Origin of the sequence: Nostoc sp. (genome assembly GCF_036917535.1) — a bacterium.
Lineage (GTDB): Bacteria > Cyanobacteriota > Cyanobacteriia > Cyanobacteriales > Nostocaceae > Nostoc.
The window spans coordinates 40,202-56,248 of the sequence record NZ_JBALDA010000056.1; the positions used below are offsets into that span (position 1 = coordinate 40,202).

Consider the following 16,047-nt stretch of genomic DNA (forward strand, 5'->3'; position numbering starts at 1 on the left):
CTACTCCAACCAACGCAGTGTTAGCCTGCTTTATCGCCAGTGTGTAGAGTTCTCAAGAGCTGCTCTGTAAGCTCGATCAATTCGTATACAGAATTTGGCGTAATTTGTGTAGTTTTAAAGCCATGAGCAATAGAATTACGTAATGGAAGTGCATTCATTAGTAACTGATACTCAGATTTTGAAATTACACCTTCAGTTGCTAATTGCTTTATTAAGTAGCGTGGATCAAATCTTTGTAAACTTAGCTCTTCTTCTTGGGCAATAAGTCTCAAAGTTGCTTCTACTAAAGACCAGGAAGATAGGAGAGCTAATTCTGGATTTTGCGTTATAAGTTGCCTTGCTACTTGTAACTGTGATTTTATTTCATGTTTTTGAAGAGAAGCCTCTGCTTTGGGAGAATACGTTGTATCCTCTGGGTTGGTCATTACTAATTCAAATCTCCAACCAGGATGTCTTTCTACCGCTTGAGCTAAATTACCTAAGTATTGATTGGAAGAAGAGTTAAGTGAGGAGCGTGACTTGACTTGAATAACTACATTTTCTTCTCCCCGACGTACTATCATGTCAGGGCTATAGTTATTAAGGAAGTCAGGCAAATCTTCTGGATTTGGATGAAAAAAAACTTCGTAACCCTTCTGGCGGTACTCCTCTGCTAATTTCAGCAATCGCTCTCTTTCTAAATTTGCGGTTGAAATTGCCATCAGGTAAGTACCTCCTGGTTAGAAGCATTAATTACGACAATATGTAAGAACTCATTACCACGAGCAAAACCTTCTGCCAATGTCGAGGTCATGTTTTCTATTCTAAAGTTACCTGACAAATTTCTCTTTCTAACTACGAGATCGCTTACTTGCTCATCATCGACGTAGGCTAATCCTTTAATTGCATCTTGAATAGGTTTCACTATATTGTCCACATCTATTTGAACAGAATCATAGAAATAGGTTATCTGGAGCATAACCAACCCAGTAGCTGTTTTGTGTTCCGAAGACCAGTATTTTTCAGCCTCTTGTCGCACTGTCTTTTTCCAATCTTGAAGCCGATTGCCCTTACCGCGCTTACGAGCCTGTTGTGATACTGGTGGCCCATCTACTATGAACTCAAATCTGGTTAATGCACTTTTAAATAATAAATCAAAGGTTATTTTATACTAGTAACCTAGAACACAAGCAGATAATTCTCACTACTCAGCTGGATTTAGCTTTTCTTTTATTGCCATTACTAACTGTTGCTATATTGCCCAACAGCTTTGTTGAGTGCTTCACCAATTATCTTATCACTCACACCATGTCGTTTCAGGCTGGCAATCAATGTAGAAACAGTATCCCCTTCAAGTCGCTCGCCAAACAGTTTAAGCACTATTACTTATTGACAAAATATCTATAATGTAATACCTACTGATAGGTTTGGGGAATCTTCCAGAGTCAAATATCATTAACACTAAACTTTTTGAGATATAAGTAATTTTTCATTTGCATTCAAAATAATTAATGAGACTTTCTTTCATTAATTTCAATTTTAGTGTAGACTCTTTTTAAGCCTATTGAATAATATTCTCAATAGAAGGATAAATGGAAAATGACAATTTCTACAAGTCCGCTGTCAGTGGAACAAGACCTTACTGACTCACCTTGGTGGGCAGGTAACGCCAGACTCACCAGCTTATCAGGGAAATTACTAGGCGCTCACGTCGCTCATTCTGGTCTAATAGTTTTCTGGGCAGGAGCTATGACTTTGTTTGAGCTAGCCCACTTTAATCCAGCAGAACCGATGTACTCGCAAGGCTTAATTTTGCTACCTCATCTAGCTACTGAAGGTTGGGGTGTTGGTGCAAATGGTGCGGTTGTGAGTACTTATCCCTATTTTGTAATTGGAGCTTTACATCTAATTTCCTCAGCCTTTTTGGGTTTTGGAGGAATCTTTCATTCCCTGCGTGGCCCGGAAAAATTGGAAGGTAAAGTTCCTTTCTTTGGCTACGACTGGTCAGACACGGGTAAAATGACCACAATCCTTGGTATACATCTGGTTTTACTGGGTTGTGGTGCATTCTTGTTAGTCGCCAAAGCAATGTACTTTGGGGGTTTGTACGACCCAAATGTTGAAAATGTGCGGGTAATTACAAATCCGACATTAAACCCAGCCGTCATTTTTGGTTATTTGTTTGGTGCAATTAGGAAATTCTGGATTGCTGGCGTTGACAACCTTGAAGATGTGGTTGGTGGACATATTTGGGTTGGTGCAATATTGATTATTGGTGGACTTTTCCACATAGCTACTAAGCCCTTTAGTTGGACGCATCCACTATTTGTTTGGTCTGGAGAAGCTTATCTCTCATACAGTCTGGGCGCTTTGGCACTGATGGGTTTTATTGCAACTCTGTTTGTATCGGTAAACACCACTGTTTATCCTGAAGTTTTTTATGGGCCGGCGCTTGTAGTTAGGCAGAATATCGTGCCGTACTTTTCATCACCTGACCCTGACCTTGTAACTGCTCGGACTTGGTTAGCTAATGCCCATTTTTGGTTAGCTTTTTTCTTTCTCCAAGGTCATGTCTGGCACGCCTTGCGGGCACGCGGGTTTGATTTTCGCAAAGGTAGGGTGAGTCAGGAGGCGGTAATTCCGCAACCAATTAGCTAAATTCAATTTAATGCAATGCATTTGCAATTATCTTGAAGTAGAAGCTCAACAAAATTGCTAAAAATTCTCAAGGATTACTAGAAATGACAGCAGTAATTGAAGATAGCCCATATAAGCAACAGATACCTGAGGTTGGTTGGTGGGCTGGCAACTTTCGTCTCACTAATTTATCAGGAAAATTACTAGGCGCTCATATTGCTCATTCTGCATTGATTTTGTTATGGGCTGGAGGGATGACGCTGTTTGAATTGTCGCGCTTCAACTCTAATGAGCCAATGTATGAGCAAGGGTTAATCATACTGCCTCATCTAGCGACTCTAGGTTTGGGTGTCGGTGCTGGTGGGCAAGTTATTAGCACATATCCCTACTTCGTAATCAGCGTCTTGCATCTGATACCTTCAGTAATTCTGGCTGCTGGTGGTATTTATCACTCTCTGCTAGGCCCAGAAGTGTTACAAGATAATCCCACTTGGGCTGGATTTTTTGGCTATGACTGGGAAGATAAGGACAAGATGACAACCATCTTGGGCATTCACCTAACGCTTTTAGGTTTGGGTGCTTTGGCTTTAGTTGCTAAGGCGATATTTTGGGGTGGACTGTTTGACCCTTGGGTAGCTGGCGGTGGAGATGTTAGGATAATCAATCATCCGACACTTAACCCATTTCGCATCTTTGGCTACCTATTCGGGGCTTGGGGACCAGAGGGATTGGCTGCTGTTGATAACTTGGAAGATGTGGTTGGCGGTCACATCTGGGTTGGTTTGATTTTAATTGGCGGTGGTATTTTCCACATCTTGACTAAGCCATTTGCTTGGGCACGCCGAGTTTTGATTTACTCAGGGGAAGCGTATTTATCTTACAGCATTGGTGCTGTAGCATACATGGGCTTTTTAGCAGCATACTTTGCTTCAGTCAATAACACCGTCTATCCCGAAGTTTTTTATGGCCCAGTTAAAGCTATAGAAACTTCTGCTGGTATAGTTTCTGCTCGTGGTTGGTTGGTAACTTTCCATTTTGTCCTAGCGCTCATGTTTCTGTTAGGTCACATTTGGCACGCTCTCCGCGCTCGTGCGATCGCAGGTGGATTTGATTTTAAAAATGGTGATATGGTTCAGCCTCCACGTGTTGAGCGCCAAACGAGTAATCGTAATCAAGTAACCGTAGTCAATTCTTCTGATCTGACGCTGAAGTTTCTCAAATACTTGCCAATTTACCGCCCTGGTATATCTGCTTTGTGGCGGGGATTAGAAATTGGCATGGCTCATGGTTACTGGCTAGTTGGCCCCTTTGCAACATTAGGTTCACTGGGTTTATTACGCAATTCTAATGTGGGCAGCTTGGTTGGTTTACTAGTTACAGGTAGTTTGATTATCATCCTGACAATTAGTTTTTCGTTTTATGGCACTACTAGCTACGAAAGACAGCAAGAAATCTACTCACGACCGGTTTCGGTTGCAACAATTGCCAAAGTGCCACAGAGCATCAATACTGTCGCCGAATGGAGTCAATTTACTGAGGGCTTTTTGATTGGTGGAATTGGTGGAGCAATCTTCGCTTATCTGCTATTGACTAGTATTGCTTTATTCGGTTCACTTGCAATCAACTCGATTTAATCATCTAGTGATTTAGTACCCATGATGTAAAGACGTAGCATTCTACGTCTTTACAATAAAGTATTTAGTAAGTATCTTAGAGCAAGACTTAGATTGCTCGCACTCGCCTCACTCCTTGTTTAAACGGCTATACGTGCCGAGCTATCCTGTACCTTTACCTTATCATCGTAGAACGCGAGGTTATGCAAGGATAGCGACCTTATTTAATGGAAGGCGATCGCTATTGGGAATGTCAACAAGGACAGCATTTTTTCACTTCTTTCAACCAACTCTTCTAGCAAAATAGATTCTCGATTTCTGGCAATCTCCACATCACTCAGATTCAGTTTATTCAAGTCTAAAAGTTTAAGCTATCTCCAGGCATTCTTAGCGCTCATTGCCTCAAGTTAATAATTAGATTGCTTAGACAATGACATATTGATTTATGTCTACCTACTGACTCAATTAATTTAGTTTCACTCAACACCAGCTAAATAATATTTCATGCCTGCGGTTGAAAGCAGTTGACTACAGGCACTTTTTTCTAATCTTTAGGAGGATGACTTATGCTGGCTACAATTTTTTGCGCTTCATTTGCTTGGGCGACTTTGATTTTCTTTATTTTGAGTATCTGGTTTACCTTAAAACATGGGATAAATCATTTAAAAAAGCTACATCAAATTCCTTGTCATGCTTGTGAATATTTCACTAACGACTATCGCCTTAAGTGTACTGTACATCCAATTAAAGCTTGTTCTGAGGAAGCGTTCGGCTGTCTTGACTTTGAACCTCAAACTTCTTTCTGTAATGCTTGTCAAAAGGGTCGGCGAAAGCTTTGTTAAAATTTTTCAATTAGATAATTTACTAAACCGTAATACTCTAAATACTTATGAACCGACAATCTGATTTGCTATCCGAACTATGTGATTTTCTATATCCTCGTAGTCCATATTATGGGCAATTTAAACCAGAGTATCTAGTATTTAACGCTAATCTTCAAGATTTTTCTCAAAGGGTAAACTACATTTGCATACATTTGCAGCCTCCAAATTAGTGGTAAACTGGAGACAGTTAAAAAATGCCAAAAAAGAATTGGAAATTCGTTAATAAGTTGATCGGATCATCTCTGAGTCTTTGATTTCGATCTAAGCACTGACTAATGGCTAATAACCAGAAAATCTTAACAACAGTGCTACTCGTTTCAAATCCTCAATCACATCTTCAAAAATGAAAATTGTATCCGCCTGCGATCGCAGTTTTTGCAATGATGAGTTCAATCGTCCACCAATTGAGTATTTTTTATAAATATGTAAAAAATCTACATTTACTGGATTGATATGGAAATCAATTTCTGCTAATAAAAGGGTTAAGGATGTAAAAACAACAATAATTTACACCCAAACTATTAACAGACGCGATTAATCGCGTCTCTACTCCTGACTTTTTTTGTTATGCTTCTTCGGAATTTTCTCTCTTATGTCCTGGGGATGCTTCATAAAGTGCATCAAGATGTTGACGTGCATCTTCAACGTTAATTGAACGCATTACCAAAAGTGGATCTTTAATTAAGTTGCCCGCGTTATCTAATAACTCTGGATGGGGTACAAATTGTTTCTTTGAATAATAACCATAGTTGGCTTGGTTATTCATTGGCGAGGAATTTGTCGGGTAAGTTCGCTCCCGATCAAAACTGAACATAATCAGGTTACGAATTAAGTTGCCAACAGCTATAAATGCAAGAATTGTAAAGGCAAGAATGTAAAGCAAATGTAACATTGGATTTTCCTCCAGAACAGCAATTTTTAAAACTTTATTTTGTAACACTTTGTTTCGCCGATACTGTGAGTCACAGCTAAGACGAGCATTCTAGGCACTTTTCATGTGCTTACATTTATATGGAGCTATTTGTCAACCGTTATTCTACTTAACGGTAGCATAGGATACATTCTCTTGTTAATCCCGATAATGTTAAGAAATTGTTAAGAATTTTCTTCTATCTTTTTAACGACTGATTTACCATCTTATATAGACGCTTCCTTGGCTAGTCAAAAGATATCGTTAAGTAGTCTGTCGAAATTGAGCGCTTACACATCACGTTCTTGACGAAAGCGCATTGCGACATTCCAGCATTCTGTTACTAATTCATGCCAAGGCATTAACGTTGCCATCTCAATGCCAACTTGTTTATCAGTCGCATTAAATAGCATCTTCGCCGTATTTAGTTCATCCTGTGCTTGCTTAACCCGTAAGAGCAAGTCAGATTGCTCTTGGTGACTCATAAATGATAGTTCCTCAGTTTCGAGTAAATGGCGCGATCGCGTAAACCAATGCTGAAAATCTTCCAGCAGCGGATCTAAAACCGTTTTCAGCAACTCTGTCCCTGGTAAATTTGAGTCTGGCATAAATAAGAAGCATATTTCAAACTTGCTTACTAATATTAACGTTATTTACGTTTCTTAACACTTTTTTGGTTTCTCTCAGAAATTTCAGATGTAAAAATTTGTTACAAAGACTACAAATTTATTATATAGTCTTGATATCTGGTTTGTACAGTGCCTTTGGAGAGACGACTATAGGTATATATAACACCGAGTTGCAATTCATCAGATAATTTAGCGATCGCAAGCAATCCTGAATTTGACACTCAGGTAAAAAAGCAAAAATTTATCTTTATCTTTGGATTGAAGAAGAATTCAGGACTCAGAATCAAACGCTACGCAAAGTCATTAGTTATTAGTGATTAGTCCAAGATAAAGCACGCCCACTCTTTAACATAGTTTGAATTACTCCGATGAAAGAAAAATTTTTTCTGCCCACCACGTCAAAGCAAGTTTACGGTGAGCTTTGTTGAACTGCTCATGACATTGCAAGGGATGGGGTATGCACCAATGACCAATGACAAAGCGCAAAGTCGAGCCAGTCGCACAGTCAGGGTTTCCCGACTTGGGTGTTAGCGAAGCGGTAGCGACGCAGGAGCGTCACTGGCGTTGAGCGGAGGTTTCCACGCTCTCGCGCAGCCCGCCGCAGGCATCAGACGGCAGTTCCTTTAAGAGGGGGAACCCCGCCAACGGACTGCCTCAACTTTGTAAGAGAGGACAAATGACTACTTAATCAAAGTCGTTATAGTTGAATAAGCCTACAGATTTAGATAAATCACCTTTTGTAATCACTTCGCCAACGGTTCAGTAGCCAATGTCGCTAAAATCATCGAATCAGTCCGAACAGTCAGAACAAGTTGAAAAAATTTATTTACCGCGTACCAGCGAATCAGAGAACTTAAAAAAGATTCGCCACACTGCTTCCCATGTAATGGCAATGGCAGTACAAAAGCTGTTTCCCAAGGCACAAGTTACAATCGGCCCTTGGATTGAAAACGGTTTTTACTACGATTTCGATAATCCAGAACCATTTAGCGAAAACGATCTCAAAGCCATTAAGAAAGAGATGGCGAAGATTATCAATCGCAAACTGGCAGTAATTCGGGAAGAAGTCAGCCGCGAAGAAGCCGAACGCCGGATTCAGGAAATTAAGGAACCTTATAAGCTAGAAATTCTGGCAGATATCAAAAACGAACCAATTACAATTTACCACCTGGGGAATGAATGGTGGGATTTGTGCGCGGGGCCTCATCTGGAAAATACCAGTGAATTAAACCCGAAAGCAATTGAACTAGAAAGCGTTGCTGGCGCTTATTGGCGTGGGGATGAAACTAAAGCCCAACTACAACGCATCTATGCCACCGCTTGGGAAAGCCCAGAACAACTCGCTGAATATAAGCGACGTAAAGAAGAAGCTCTACGGCGAGATCACCGGAAACTGGGTAAAGAACTAGGATTATTTATATTTTCTGACCAAGTGGGGCCGGGTTTACCTTTATGGACACCTAAAGGCACTTTGTTAAGAAGTACTTTAGAAGACTTCCTCAAGCAAGAACAATTGAAGCGGGGTTATTTGCCGGTGGCAACGCCGCACATCGCCAGAGTAGATTTATTTAAAACCTCTGGACACTGGCAAAAATATAAAGAAGATATGTTCCCCTTAATGGCGGAGGATGAGGAAGCATCTGCCCACGAACAAGGCTTTGTCCTCAAGCCGATGAATTGCCCCTTCCACATCCAAATATATAAAAGTGAGTTGCGTTCCTACCGAGAACTACCGATGCGCTTGGCAGAATTTGGCACTGTTTATCGCTACGAACAGTCGGGGGAATTGGGCGGTTTAACGCGAGTGCGTGGTTTCACCGTAGATGATTCTCACCTCTTTGTCAGCCCAGAACAGCTAGACAGCGAATTCATCAATGTTGTGGATTTGATTTTGTCGGTGTTTAATAAACTGCAATTAAAGAACTTTAAAGCGAGACTGAGTTTTCGCGATCCGGCTAGTGATAAGTATATTGGTTCTGATGAAGCTTGGGAAAAAGCTGAAGGTGCGATTCGTCGTGCTGTGGAACAGTTGGGGATGGAACACTTTGAAGGAATTGGGGAAGCGGCGTTTTACGGCCCCAAACTCGACTTTATTTTCAGCGATGCCTTAGAACGCGAATGGCAACTGGGAACTGTCCAAGTAGATTACAACTTGCCAGAACGCTTTGAATTAGAATATGTTGCTGAGGATGGTTCTCGCAAACGCCCGGTGATGATTCATCGTGCGCCTTTTGGTTCGCTAGAACGGCTAATTGGAATCTTAATTGAAGAATATGCGGGCGATTTCCCTTTGTGGTTAGCGCCAGTACAAGCTAGATTACTGCCAGTGGGTGATACACAGCTAGACTTTGCTAAAGATGTGATGGCGAAAATGAAAGCGTTGGGCATCCGTGCAGAAGTTGATACCAGTGGCGATCGCTTAGGTAAACAGATTCGGAATGCAGAGAAAGAAAAAATACCCGTGATGGCAGTGGTGGGAGCTAAGGAAGTGGAAACCAACACCTTGAGCATCCGTACTCGCGCCTCTGGGGAATTGGGAGTTATCCCTGTAGATGAAGTGGTAGATAAAATGAAGGATGCGATCGCTAAATTCGAGAATTTCTAAAATCTAACCGCAGACGCACACCAATTGTAATTAGTGTGCGTTTTGTCTAGTAGATCAGATAATTGGCTACCTGGTAGGTTTTGGCAAAGGTTAAATCAAGTAGAAATTGAATTATCCGTTTTATCCCGTCAATGTTTAGAGCAACGAATTCCAGAAGTAGAAATATTGAAATCTGAAATTATCGCTTGGAAGAAAGCTCGTAATCAAGAACGAACAAGTGTAAGTTGGCGCTTTCAAACCTTCGGACGCACGGAAGAAACTCGAACGGTTGTATCCCCCTGTTTGACCTTGCAAAGTTTGTTTGGTGAAGTACTAGATATCAGCACAAGTCAACTCCTTCCATTGCGATCGGGCAGACAATGCACGAGAACCAGAAGTACAAAGAGGGCAATTAGCCGCAGGCCAAGATTCAATTGGTCGGCGAACAATTGACCTAATATGTAATCCGTCAATATCATCTTTGTTGGAGAAATTACCTAGAGTTAGTAGGGTTGGAATTACGTTGCAGTTGGCATATTTGAAAGCGGTTAGCATCTTTCTAATACTGCCTCCTGAGTGTATATCGTCAACTACAATTAGTATTGTATCGTGCTCCTTGATGGGGAAGTTAGTTTTTCCTGTCGCAATATTAAAATATCCAAGACGTTTACTTAGTATTGTAGATATTTCTGTTGCAAGCGCTAAGCTTGCTGAGACAGATGCAAAATATGAGAAAACCCAATAGTCGTCTTGCGTATCTTCTACAAAAGATGCAAGGTAGCTGGCAGCTATGCGTCTAAGATCAGGATACATTATAGCAAGATCACTATTGAAATAGTATCCTGAATGCTTATCAGCCATATCATAAGCGGCGTGAGGACCGTGATTATGCTGCTCCCAAATAATTTTTCTATCTAAGAATATTTTAATTATATTGTCGCGTTCATCTGTCATGTTTAACCCCAGAAGTTAGTTTTACCATGAGCCTGACTTTGGTATTCGTAAAGGTTTTGTCTGAAAAACAACTTAGAGCACAGCTAGAACGCCTCGTTAATTTCGCATACAATAAAATTAGGAGCTGAAGTAGCTAAGAGTTAGGCATTGTTGTTAAATTATAGCGATGATGGCGGCAAGGGCTATAAAGAGTTAACTTTAACGCTTGCATTTGAGGAAAATCGCGCTTAATAAGTTCGATAGTTTTTCTTTGACTCTCTTGATTTTTAACCATCAGTTGTGCAGTGCCATCGCCCTGAGAACCAACACCTTTTCCTCCGAAGATATAAGGCTTAAGTGGCTCGTGATGAAGAAGCAGATGCAGCTTTTTTGCAGTTAATTGAGCGGGACAAGCCGGAACTACATGCCGATCAAATTCAGATTGGGCTTTTGTCATTAAAGCTCCAAGAAATTCGGCATCTGCTCTTTGTATTGCTTCAACTGCTGCCTGGGTAATTTCAGAGCTAATAGAACCAAAATATTTTTGAACATTTTGCTGAAGAGAATTAGTAGCAAAAGGATAACACTGATTCAATCTTTGTAATATTTCTTGTGTGTTTTTGCTGCCGCCAAGATCGACAATCACAAAAAATAAATCCTCACTAACTTTCAGCTCAAGCAGGTCGATTTTTTCACCATCAAATATCATCAATATTGGGCGATTTCCATAAGCACAAGCCTGATCCATACGGCCACAAAGGCTAGGAGTAGTTCTTTCTCCTAGATAGGCAAACTCCATTTCTTCACGAATTGTCATCTTCAAGTCATACAGACGATTAAAAGCCCTCGCAATGAGAACGCAAAAGGCAGCACTCGAAGATAATCCTTTTTGAATGGGTAAGTCGGTTAGATAATTATCAACCTCAAGTCCGCCGACACCATAGTGAGTCAGAATTTGATAAGCTGTACCAGCAGCATAACTAAAGAAACCACCTTTTGCCGCTACGCACTTCAGGGTGTTAGATTCCATAGGTAATCTCAGCGGTTCATAACTCCTGCCATCATTAAGAGAAGCACGAATAATTAATTCAGTAGAATTAGGTTTGACATCAGCATAAATTCCTTGATTAGTACCAACAATTAAGGTGTAGCCCTTTTCGATTAGAGGATTAACACTGCGATATTCTCCTGCCCAATCGCTGTGTTCTCCGAACAAACAAAGACGGCCTGGAACAAAAATTTTCATTTGAAGTTTCCTGTTGTTAATCGGGCTATATTATCCTGATTACAGCAGTTTTCATGTATTTGAACCACATCTGTTCTAGGGGCACAAGGCCTTGCGCCCCTACCGCGTGGTCTATTTACCTGAAAATAGCTGTAACTTGAATTAACAACATGCCATCCATTACTCCAATAACCCTAACATTAGCAGAGCTTTCGGTAATAAAAGGAAAAATCGATTATTCCTGGAATCAACTATGCCCGTTTAAGAGAGGGATGGTTACTTTAAAAAGCTGTGACGCTCGTTTGTGCAGCCTGCTGCTAACGCTGCACTATCGGTTTTGCGTCCCTTCCTCTATCCCCAGATTTCCTTACTCAAGGTATTTTTTTGCTAAAACGTGATATAGGAAAAAACCAAATTCAGATGAGTGATCAGGTTCTTGAGAAGATGTCATAAGGTGTTCCACAGAAACTATCCATTGTGAGAAAATGTTCACTTGATCTGCAAATAGACACGGCTTCAAGGAGTAACAGCGATGGAAACGCGATTTTTAGGAAAGTCCGGTCTCAAAATTTCGGTTCTTAGTTTCGGTACAATGACATTCGGTGGTAGCGACTTCTTCCAAGGAATTGGGGCGACTCAGCTAGACGAGGCGCAGCATCTGATTGATATTTGCCTTGATGCAGGTGTCAATATCTTTGACACAGCAGATGTTTACTCGAATGGACTTTCTGAGGAGATTCTTGGTAAAGCTCTCGGAAAGCATCGTTCTGATGTAATTATTGCAACTAAGGCTTATGGTCGTATGGGAAAAGGAGCAAATGATACTGGCCTGTCACGTTATCATCTGATTCGAGCCTGTGAGGACAGCCTACGACGATTAGACACAGATTACATCGACCTCTATCAAGTTCATGGTTTCGATGCTCTGACTCCATTAGAAGAAACGCTTCGCGCCTTAGATGATCTTGTACGTAGTGGCAAAGTTCGCTATATTGGCTGCTCTAATTATTCAGCTTGGCATTTAATGAAGGCGCTGTCTGTATCAGAGCGTTTGAACTTGGAGCGCTATATATCACAACAGGTTTATTACTCGCTTGTGGCGCGAGAGTTGGAATTTGAACTAATTCCTTTAAGTTTAGATCAAGGTGTGGGTATCTTGGTGTGGAGTCCGCTCGCTTTTGGTTTCCTCTCAGGTAAGTATCGTCGTGGTCAGTCGCAACCGGAGGGGACGCGACGAGCAAAAATCGATGATATTGGCACTGTCAGTGACCTGGAAAAGGGATACGACATTGTGGAAGTTTTGCTTGAAGTGGCTAATAACCGTGGTGTCAGTGCTGCTCAAGTCGCACTCAACTGGCTGTTACGTCAGTCTGGTATTACATCCGTTATTATCGGAGCGCGGAATGAACAACAACTTCGAGACAACCTTGGTGCTGCTCAGTGGGAGCTAACACTAGAGGAAGTAAATCGGCTCAATGAGGTTAGCGCCAGCGTGCCAATCTATCCTTATTGGCATCAGCGCAAGTTCGGAGTTGAGCGCATTCCACAATAAAAAGACCCGAAGAAGTTGCGATCGCTTTTGGCAGTAAGCTTGGTGTGATCGCTCCCTATCTGCTTGTCCTAGTAGTGTGCCAAGCTAATTTTGCTAAGTAGCAAAGAAAAAATGAAAAATACCTCTAAAGTTAGAGATATATTCTGTGCTGTGGTAGAGGATTTTTTGATTCTATTTCAGTACCTTAAAAAATAAGCAAATTTTCCTGCTATTTACCAAAACTTAGTTTCTATAACTGAGAGATAAAAACCTTAAAATGATATTGGCAGCAGATAAATAGTCTATAATAACAATAATAAATATGGATACCAAAAACAAAGTTGATAGTACTAAAAACAATTTAAATCGGGATACAAATGTGGCTGAAAATAACATACATTCATTATCCAACGAACCTAAACAGTTAACTAAAACAATTAATATAGACGGTCAGCGTCCAGTTGATCCAAGTAACATTCAGATTGAGGAAACAATTGATATAGATGGTCAGCGCCCAATTGCAAAAAATGAAAATTATAGCGAAAAAACAATTGATATAGATGGTCAACGTCCAATCGGCAAGAGTAATTTTCAAGAAAATGAGATGCTAACTGTAGACGGCGAGCGTCCAATTGACCCTAGTGATTTAGAAGTTGAGGAAATTCTTGATATAGATGGTCAACGTCCGATCGCCAAGAGTAAATTTCAAGTTAAGGATACTCTAGAGATAGATGGTAGCCGCCCAATAACTTAAAATAACACTGTTGATTCGCAAATATTAACAGATTATGTAAACTAAAATCACAACATTTCTTAACACTATAAAGTGAGGAAGATAAAACAAGGGGACTCACTAATCTATGTTGTCATTTACTCTACCCTAACCCTCACGCCACTTGCTTGGCTGTCGGCAGAGCCGACGGCAGTTGCTTCAAGTCGGGAAACCCGCTGTTAGCACCTGCCTCCCCAACGCAGTGGCTCCCCTTTCCAAGGGGAGGGAACAAAATCTATGAAAAAAGTTAGGTTTAAAACCTCGCCCCTCGTGGGCGAAAAAATCCTTGTATCACTCGGTAGGTACAAACCCCAACCCTTGTGGGTGGCTGTATTTAATTTTGAATTTTGAATTTTGAATTTTGAATTGATTCATTATTTATCCCCTTTATAATGCATAGCTTTATAAGGGGGATAATTTGACTTGTGTGTACACCATAGTCCCTTACCAAGGGGAGCGTTTGCTTTACTCAAATCCGGGGTGGGGTTCTTTATTTTTGATTTAAGCAAGAGGTCTATTTATTATTTATTTATGCTTGCTGTTGTGATTTTGGGTCTGATTATAACAATAAATGCAAGCAAAGTAAAAACTAACATCTGCCAAGTCACCAAATTCCAGCCACCAAAATGCCAGCATAATAGACTAATACTGGTACCTACAGCACCACCAATAAAATAGATAGTCATGTAAACTGTGTTGATGCGACTATTCGATTGAGCATCAAGAGTGTATATTCTGGCAATATTGGTGACTTGAATTGCCTGTGCACTTACATCTAGTAACAATACAGCAACAGCGATCGCCAGCGCTGAAGTAGAAGCAATTTTAGCAATTACTAAACTTGCAATCATCAGGGATATAGAAATAGTTAAGGAACGTTGGGAATTACCTCTATCGGCTAATTTCCCAAAAATTGGTGCCATTAATGCACCTGCGATCGCCACAAAGCCATACATCCCAATTGTGTCAGATTGAAAGTTAAAAGGTGCTCCGCTTAAATGGAAAGTCAACGTTGTCCAAAATGAGCAAAAGACACCAAACATTAATCCTCCAATTAAAGATGTTTCTCTCAATAAGGAAAAACGTTTTAATTGTTGAAGCGTGGATTTTAATAAATCAAAATAATTACCAGTGTATTCATTATTTACATTAGGCAAGTAAATCTTGAGCAAGACAGTAACAATTAAAATCATTATTCCTGAAAATCCATATACATAACGCCAACTCAAGCATTCAGCAATATATCCACTAAAAACCCTTGCTCCTAAAATTCCAATCAATATACCAGTAAAAATACTGCCTACAGTTTGACCTGTAGTTACTCTATCTATACTTGCTGCTAAGGGAAGAATAATCTGAGCGGAGACTGTTGTAATTCCAATTGCTATGCTCAATATCCAAACCTCGACAATATTTTGTGAAAACGTCATGAATATCAACAAACAGAACAAACATATAAGTAAGGAAAGAATTAATGTTTTTTTGTTGATTTTATCACCCAAGGGAATTAAAAAGAAAAGCCCAAAACCGTAACCAACTTGCGAAAGCACAGATATGCTACCCACTTCACCTTCACTAACTTGAAAAGAAGATGCAATATCTTTGAGAATTGGCTGATTATAATAAATGTTAGCAACACACATACCAGATGCGATCGCCATAATCAGTACCTGAATTTTAGTTAATCCGTTACTTGAGATTTGTTTTTTCATTCAATCTAAGTCACTATAATTTAGTTGCTTGAGGACTTTTCCCTTGAGCTTCATCTCGTGTTTATCAGTTATTTAGTTTTCCTGGTACTAAACCGCCAAGTTAGGATTATTGCAGCGATCGCTAAACCAATAGCCAATCTCCACCAAAAACCAATAGCTCCAAACCCCAACAAGATCCCAAAAATATAACCAGTAAATAAACCAACACACCAATAAGCAAAAATTCCAATCAACATCGGGATTCGAGTGTCTTTTAGTCCACGTAATGCTCCTGCGGCAGTAACTTGCACACCGTCAACTATTTGAAAAATTGCCGCGACTGCTAGCAATTTCACCGCCAGGGCAACCACATCTGCATTGTTCTGATTGTTGATGTCAATATAAAGAGAAATAATCGACTTTGGTACTAGCCAAAATCCAAGGACTACTACACCCATAGATAAAGCTGCAATGGCAATGCCTACATATCCAGCTAGACGAGTGCCAACTAAGTCATTGTGTCCGGCTAACTGTCCAACACGAACTGTTGTCGCTAGAGAAATGCCTAGTGGTCTGTCCCATTAATTTTGATGGGTTGGATAAATCTTTGAAAGCTTAACTCTTGCATCCTCTGTACGAAAACGCCAATCTACACAAAC

The 16,047-nt window shown here is 40.4% G+C and carries 16 protein-coding genes and 2 pseudogenes; 8 read left to right on the plus strand and 10 right to left on the minus strand.

The features are described from left to right. Nucleotides 1-20 precede the first annotated feature (20 nt). From V7K56_RS18425 to V7K56_RS18435, 3 genes are all read right to left on the minus strand, one after another. Complete coding sequence (locus V7K56_RS18425; protein ID WP_334912312.1) at nt 21-701, minus strand: hypothetical protein; 681 nt, start codon at nt 699-701, stop codon at nt 21-23. After that, the gene (locus V7K56_RS18430) at nt 701-1,144 is read right to left on the minus strand and encodes a RusA family crossover junction endodeoxyribonuclease (RefSeq protein ID WP_334912325.1); all 444 of its coding nucleotides are present in this window, start codon (nt 1,142-1,144) and stop codon (nt 701-703) included. Before V7K56_RS18430 ends, V7K56_RS18425 begins: the two co-directional genes overlap by 1 nt. Before the next feature lie 77 nt (nt 1,145-1,221). Continuing rightward, entirely contained in the window at nt 1,222-1,359 is a 138-nt protein-coding gene (locus tag V7K56_RS18435; RefSeq protein WP_334912327.1) for a hypothetical protein, read from the minus strand. Nucleotides 1,360-1,578: 219 nt separating this feature from the next. On the opposite strand from V7K56_RS18435, the gene V7K56_RS18440 reads away from it, so the two are divergent. Further along, nucleotides 1,579-2,637, plus strand: coding sequence for a chlorophyll a/b binding light-harvesting protein (locus V7K56_RS18440; protein ID WP_334912313.1), 1,059 nt, complete (start codon nt 1,579-1,581; stop codon nt 2,635-2,637). A gap of 83 nt (nt 2,638-2,720) precedes the next feature. After that, nucleotides 2,721-4,250, plus strand: a complete 1,530-nt coding sequence (locus V7K56_RS18445; RefSeq protein WP_334912314.1) for a chlorophyll a/b binding light-harvesting protein — start codon at nt 2,721-2,723, stop codon at nt 4,248-4,250. Between the two features lie 203 nt (nt 4,251-4,453). On the opposite strand, the gene V7K56_RS18450 is transcribed toward V7K56_RS18445, so the two are convergent. After that, nucleotides 4,454-4,585, minus strand: coding sequence for a hypothetical protein (locus tag V7K56_RS18450; RefSeq protein WP_334912315.1), 132 nt, complete (start codon nt 4,583-4,585; stop codon nt 4,454-4,456). Nucleotides 4,586-4,795: 210 nt separating this feature from the next. Between V7K56_RS18450 and V7K56_RS18455 the strand changes: the two genes are divergently transcribed. Together V7K56_RS18455 and V7K56_RS37135 are read left to right on the plus strand one after the other, a co-directional pair. Beyond that, a complete protein-coding gene (locus tag V7K56_RS18455; protein ID WP_334912316.1) occupies nt 4,796-5,071 on the plus strand; it encodes a hypothetical protein in 276 nt (91 codons plus the stop codon). A 47-nt stretch (nt 5,072-5,118) separates the two neighbouring features. Further along, nucleotides 5,119-5,336: pseudogene (locus V7K56_RS37135) on the plus strand (DUF7219 family protein). A 342-nt stretch (nt 5,337-5,678) separates the two neighbouring features. On the opposite strand, the gene V7K56_RS18460 reads toward V7K56_RS37135, so the two are convergent. After that, nucleotides 5,679-6,005: a DUF2973 domain-containing protein gene (locus V7K56_RS18460; RefSeq protein WP_334912317.1), complete on the minus strand. Its 327-nt coding sequence runs from the start codon at nt 6,003-6,005 to the stop codon at nt 5,679-5,681. Between the two features lie 308 nt (nt 6,006-6,313). Then, nucleotides 6,314-6,631 carry a DUF2605 domain-containing protein gene (locus V7K56_RS18465; protein WP_334912318.1) on the minus strand — a complete coding sequence of 106 codons (318 nt, stop codon included), beginning with the start codon at nt 6,629-6,631 and terminating at the stop codon, nt 6,314-6,316. Between the two features lie 790 nt (nt 6,632-7,421). On the opposite strand from V7K56_RS18465, the gene thrS reads away from it, so the two are divergent. Both thrS and V7K56_RS18475 read left to right on the plus strand, forming a co-directional pair. Continuing rightward, nucleotides 7,422-9,257, plus strand: coding sequence for a threonine--tRNA ligase (gene thrS / locus V7K56_RS18470; RefSeq protein WP_334912319.1), 1,836 nt, complete (start codon nt 7,422-7,424; stop codon nt 9,255-9,257). A gap of 90 nt (nt 9,258-9,347) precedes the next feature. After that, nucleotides 9,348-9,543 (plus strand): annotated as a pseudogene (locus V7K56_RS18475) (IS630 family transposase); the annotation flags it as partial. A 26-nt stretch (nt 9,544-9,569) separates the two neighbouring features. Here V7K56_RS18475 and V7K56_RS18480 read toward each other — a convergent pair. Together V7K56_RS18480 and V7K56_RS18485 are read right to left on the minus strand one after the other, a co-directional pair. Beyond that, complete coding sequence (locus V7K56_RS18480) at nt 9,570-10,190, minus strand: hypothetical protein (RefSeq protein WP_334912320.1); 621 nt, start codon at nt 10,188-10,190, stop codon at nt 9,570-9,572. A gap of 133 nt (nt 10,191-10,323) precedes the next feature. Then, nucleotides 10,324-11,415, minus strand: a complete 1,092-nt coding sequence (locus V7K56_RS18485; protein ID WP_334912321.1) for a mevalonate kinase family protein — start codon at nt 11,413-11,415, stop codon at nt 10,324-10,326. 511 nt (nt 11,416-11,926) lie between these two features. On the opposite strand from V7K56_RS18485, the gene V7K56_RS18490 reads away from it, so the two are divergent. Together V7K56_RS18490 and V7K56_RS18495 are read left to right on the plus strand one after the other, a co-directional pair. Beyond that, nucleotides 11,927-12,946, plus strand: a complete 1,020-nt coding sequence (locus tag V7K56_RS18490; RefSeq protein WP_334912322.1) for an aldo/keto reductase — start codon at nt 11,927-11,929, stop codon at nt 12,944-12,946. A 301-nt stretch (nt 12,947-13,247) separates the two neighbouring features. Beyond that, nucleotides 13,248-13,679, plus strand: a complete 432-nt coding sequence (locus V7K56_RS18495) for a hypothetical protein (protein WP_334912323.1) — start codon at nt 13,248-13,250, stop codon at nt 13,677-13,679. 539 nt (nt 13,680-14,218) lie between these two features. Here the strand turns inward: V7K56_RS18495 and V7K56_RS18500 are convergent. Together V7K56_RS18500 and V7K56_RS18505 are read right to left on the minus strand one after the other, a co-directional pair. Beyond that, nucleotides 14,219-15,409 carry an MFS transporter gene (locus tag V7K56_RS18500; protein WP_334912324.1) on the minus strand — a complete coding sequence of 397 codons (1,191 nt, stop codon included), beginning with the start codon at nt 15,407-15,409 and terminating at the stop codon, nt 14,219-14,221. 68 nt (nt 15,410-15,477) lie between these two features. Beyond that, complete coding sequence (locus V7K56_RS18505; protein WP_334912326.1) at nt 15,478-15,951, minus strand: MATE family efflux transporter; 474 nt, start codon at nt 15,949-15,951, stop codon at nt 15,478-15,480. Nucleotides 15,952-16,047 lie beyond the last annotated feature (96 nt).

What these genes read in the sequence shown, in the direction of transcription:
- V7K56_RS18425 (WP_334912312.1), bottom strand. Translation starts at nt 701, where the DNA reads ATGGCAATTTCAACCGCAAATTTAGAAAGAGAGCGATTGCTGAAATTA.
- thrS (WP_334912319.1), top strand. Translation starts at nt 7,422, where the DNA reads ATGTCGCTAAAATCATCGAATCAGTCCGAACAGTCAGAACAAGTTGAA.
- V7K56_RS18490 (WP_334912322.1), top strand. Translation starts at nt 11,927, where the DNA reads ATGGAAACGCGATTTTTAGGAAAGTCCGGTCTCAAAATTTCGGTTCTT.
- V7K56_RS18455 (WP_334912316.1), top strand. Translation starts at nt 4,796, where the DNA reads ATGCTGGCTACAATTTTTTGCGCTTCATTTGCTTGGGCGACTTTGATT.
- V7K56_RS18480 (WP_334912320.1), bottom strand. Translation starts at nt 10,190, where the DNA reads ATGACAGATGAACGCGACAATATAATTAAAATATTCTTAGATAGAAAA.
- V7K56_RS18440 (WP_334912313.1), top strand. Translation starts at nt 1,579, where the DNA reads ATGACAATTTCTACAAGTCCGCTGTCAGTGGAACAAGACCTTACTGAC.
- V7K56_RS18495 (WP_334912323.1), top strand. Translation starts at nt 13,248, where the DNA reads ATGGATACCAAAAACAAAGTTGATAGTACTAAAAACAATTTAAATCGG.
- V7K56_RS18445 (WP_334912314.1), top strand. Translation starts at nt 2,721, where the DNA reads ATGACAGCAGTAATTGAAGATAGCCCATATAAGCAACAGATACCTGAG.
- V7K56_RS18460 (WP_334912317.1), bottom strand. Translation starts at nt 6,005, where the DNA reads ATGTTACATTTGCTTTACATTCTTGCCTTTACAATTCTTGCATTTATA.
- V7K56_RS18500 (WP_334912324.1), bottom strand. Translation starts at nt 15,409, where the DNA reads ATGAAAAAACAAATCTCAAGTAACGGATTAACTAAAATTCAGGTACTG.
- V7K56_RS18485 (WP_334912321.1), bottom strand. Translation starts at nt 11,415, where the DNA reads ATGAAAATTTTTGTTCCAGGCCGTCTTTGTTTGTTCGGAGAACACAGC.
- V7K56_RS18465 (WP_334912318.1), bottom strand. Translation starts at nt 6,631, where the DNA reads ATGCCAGACTCAAATTTACCAGGGACAGAGTTGCTGAAAACGGTTTTA.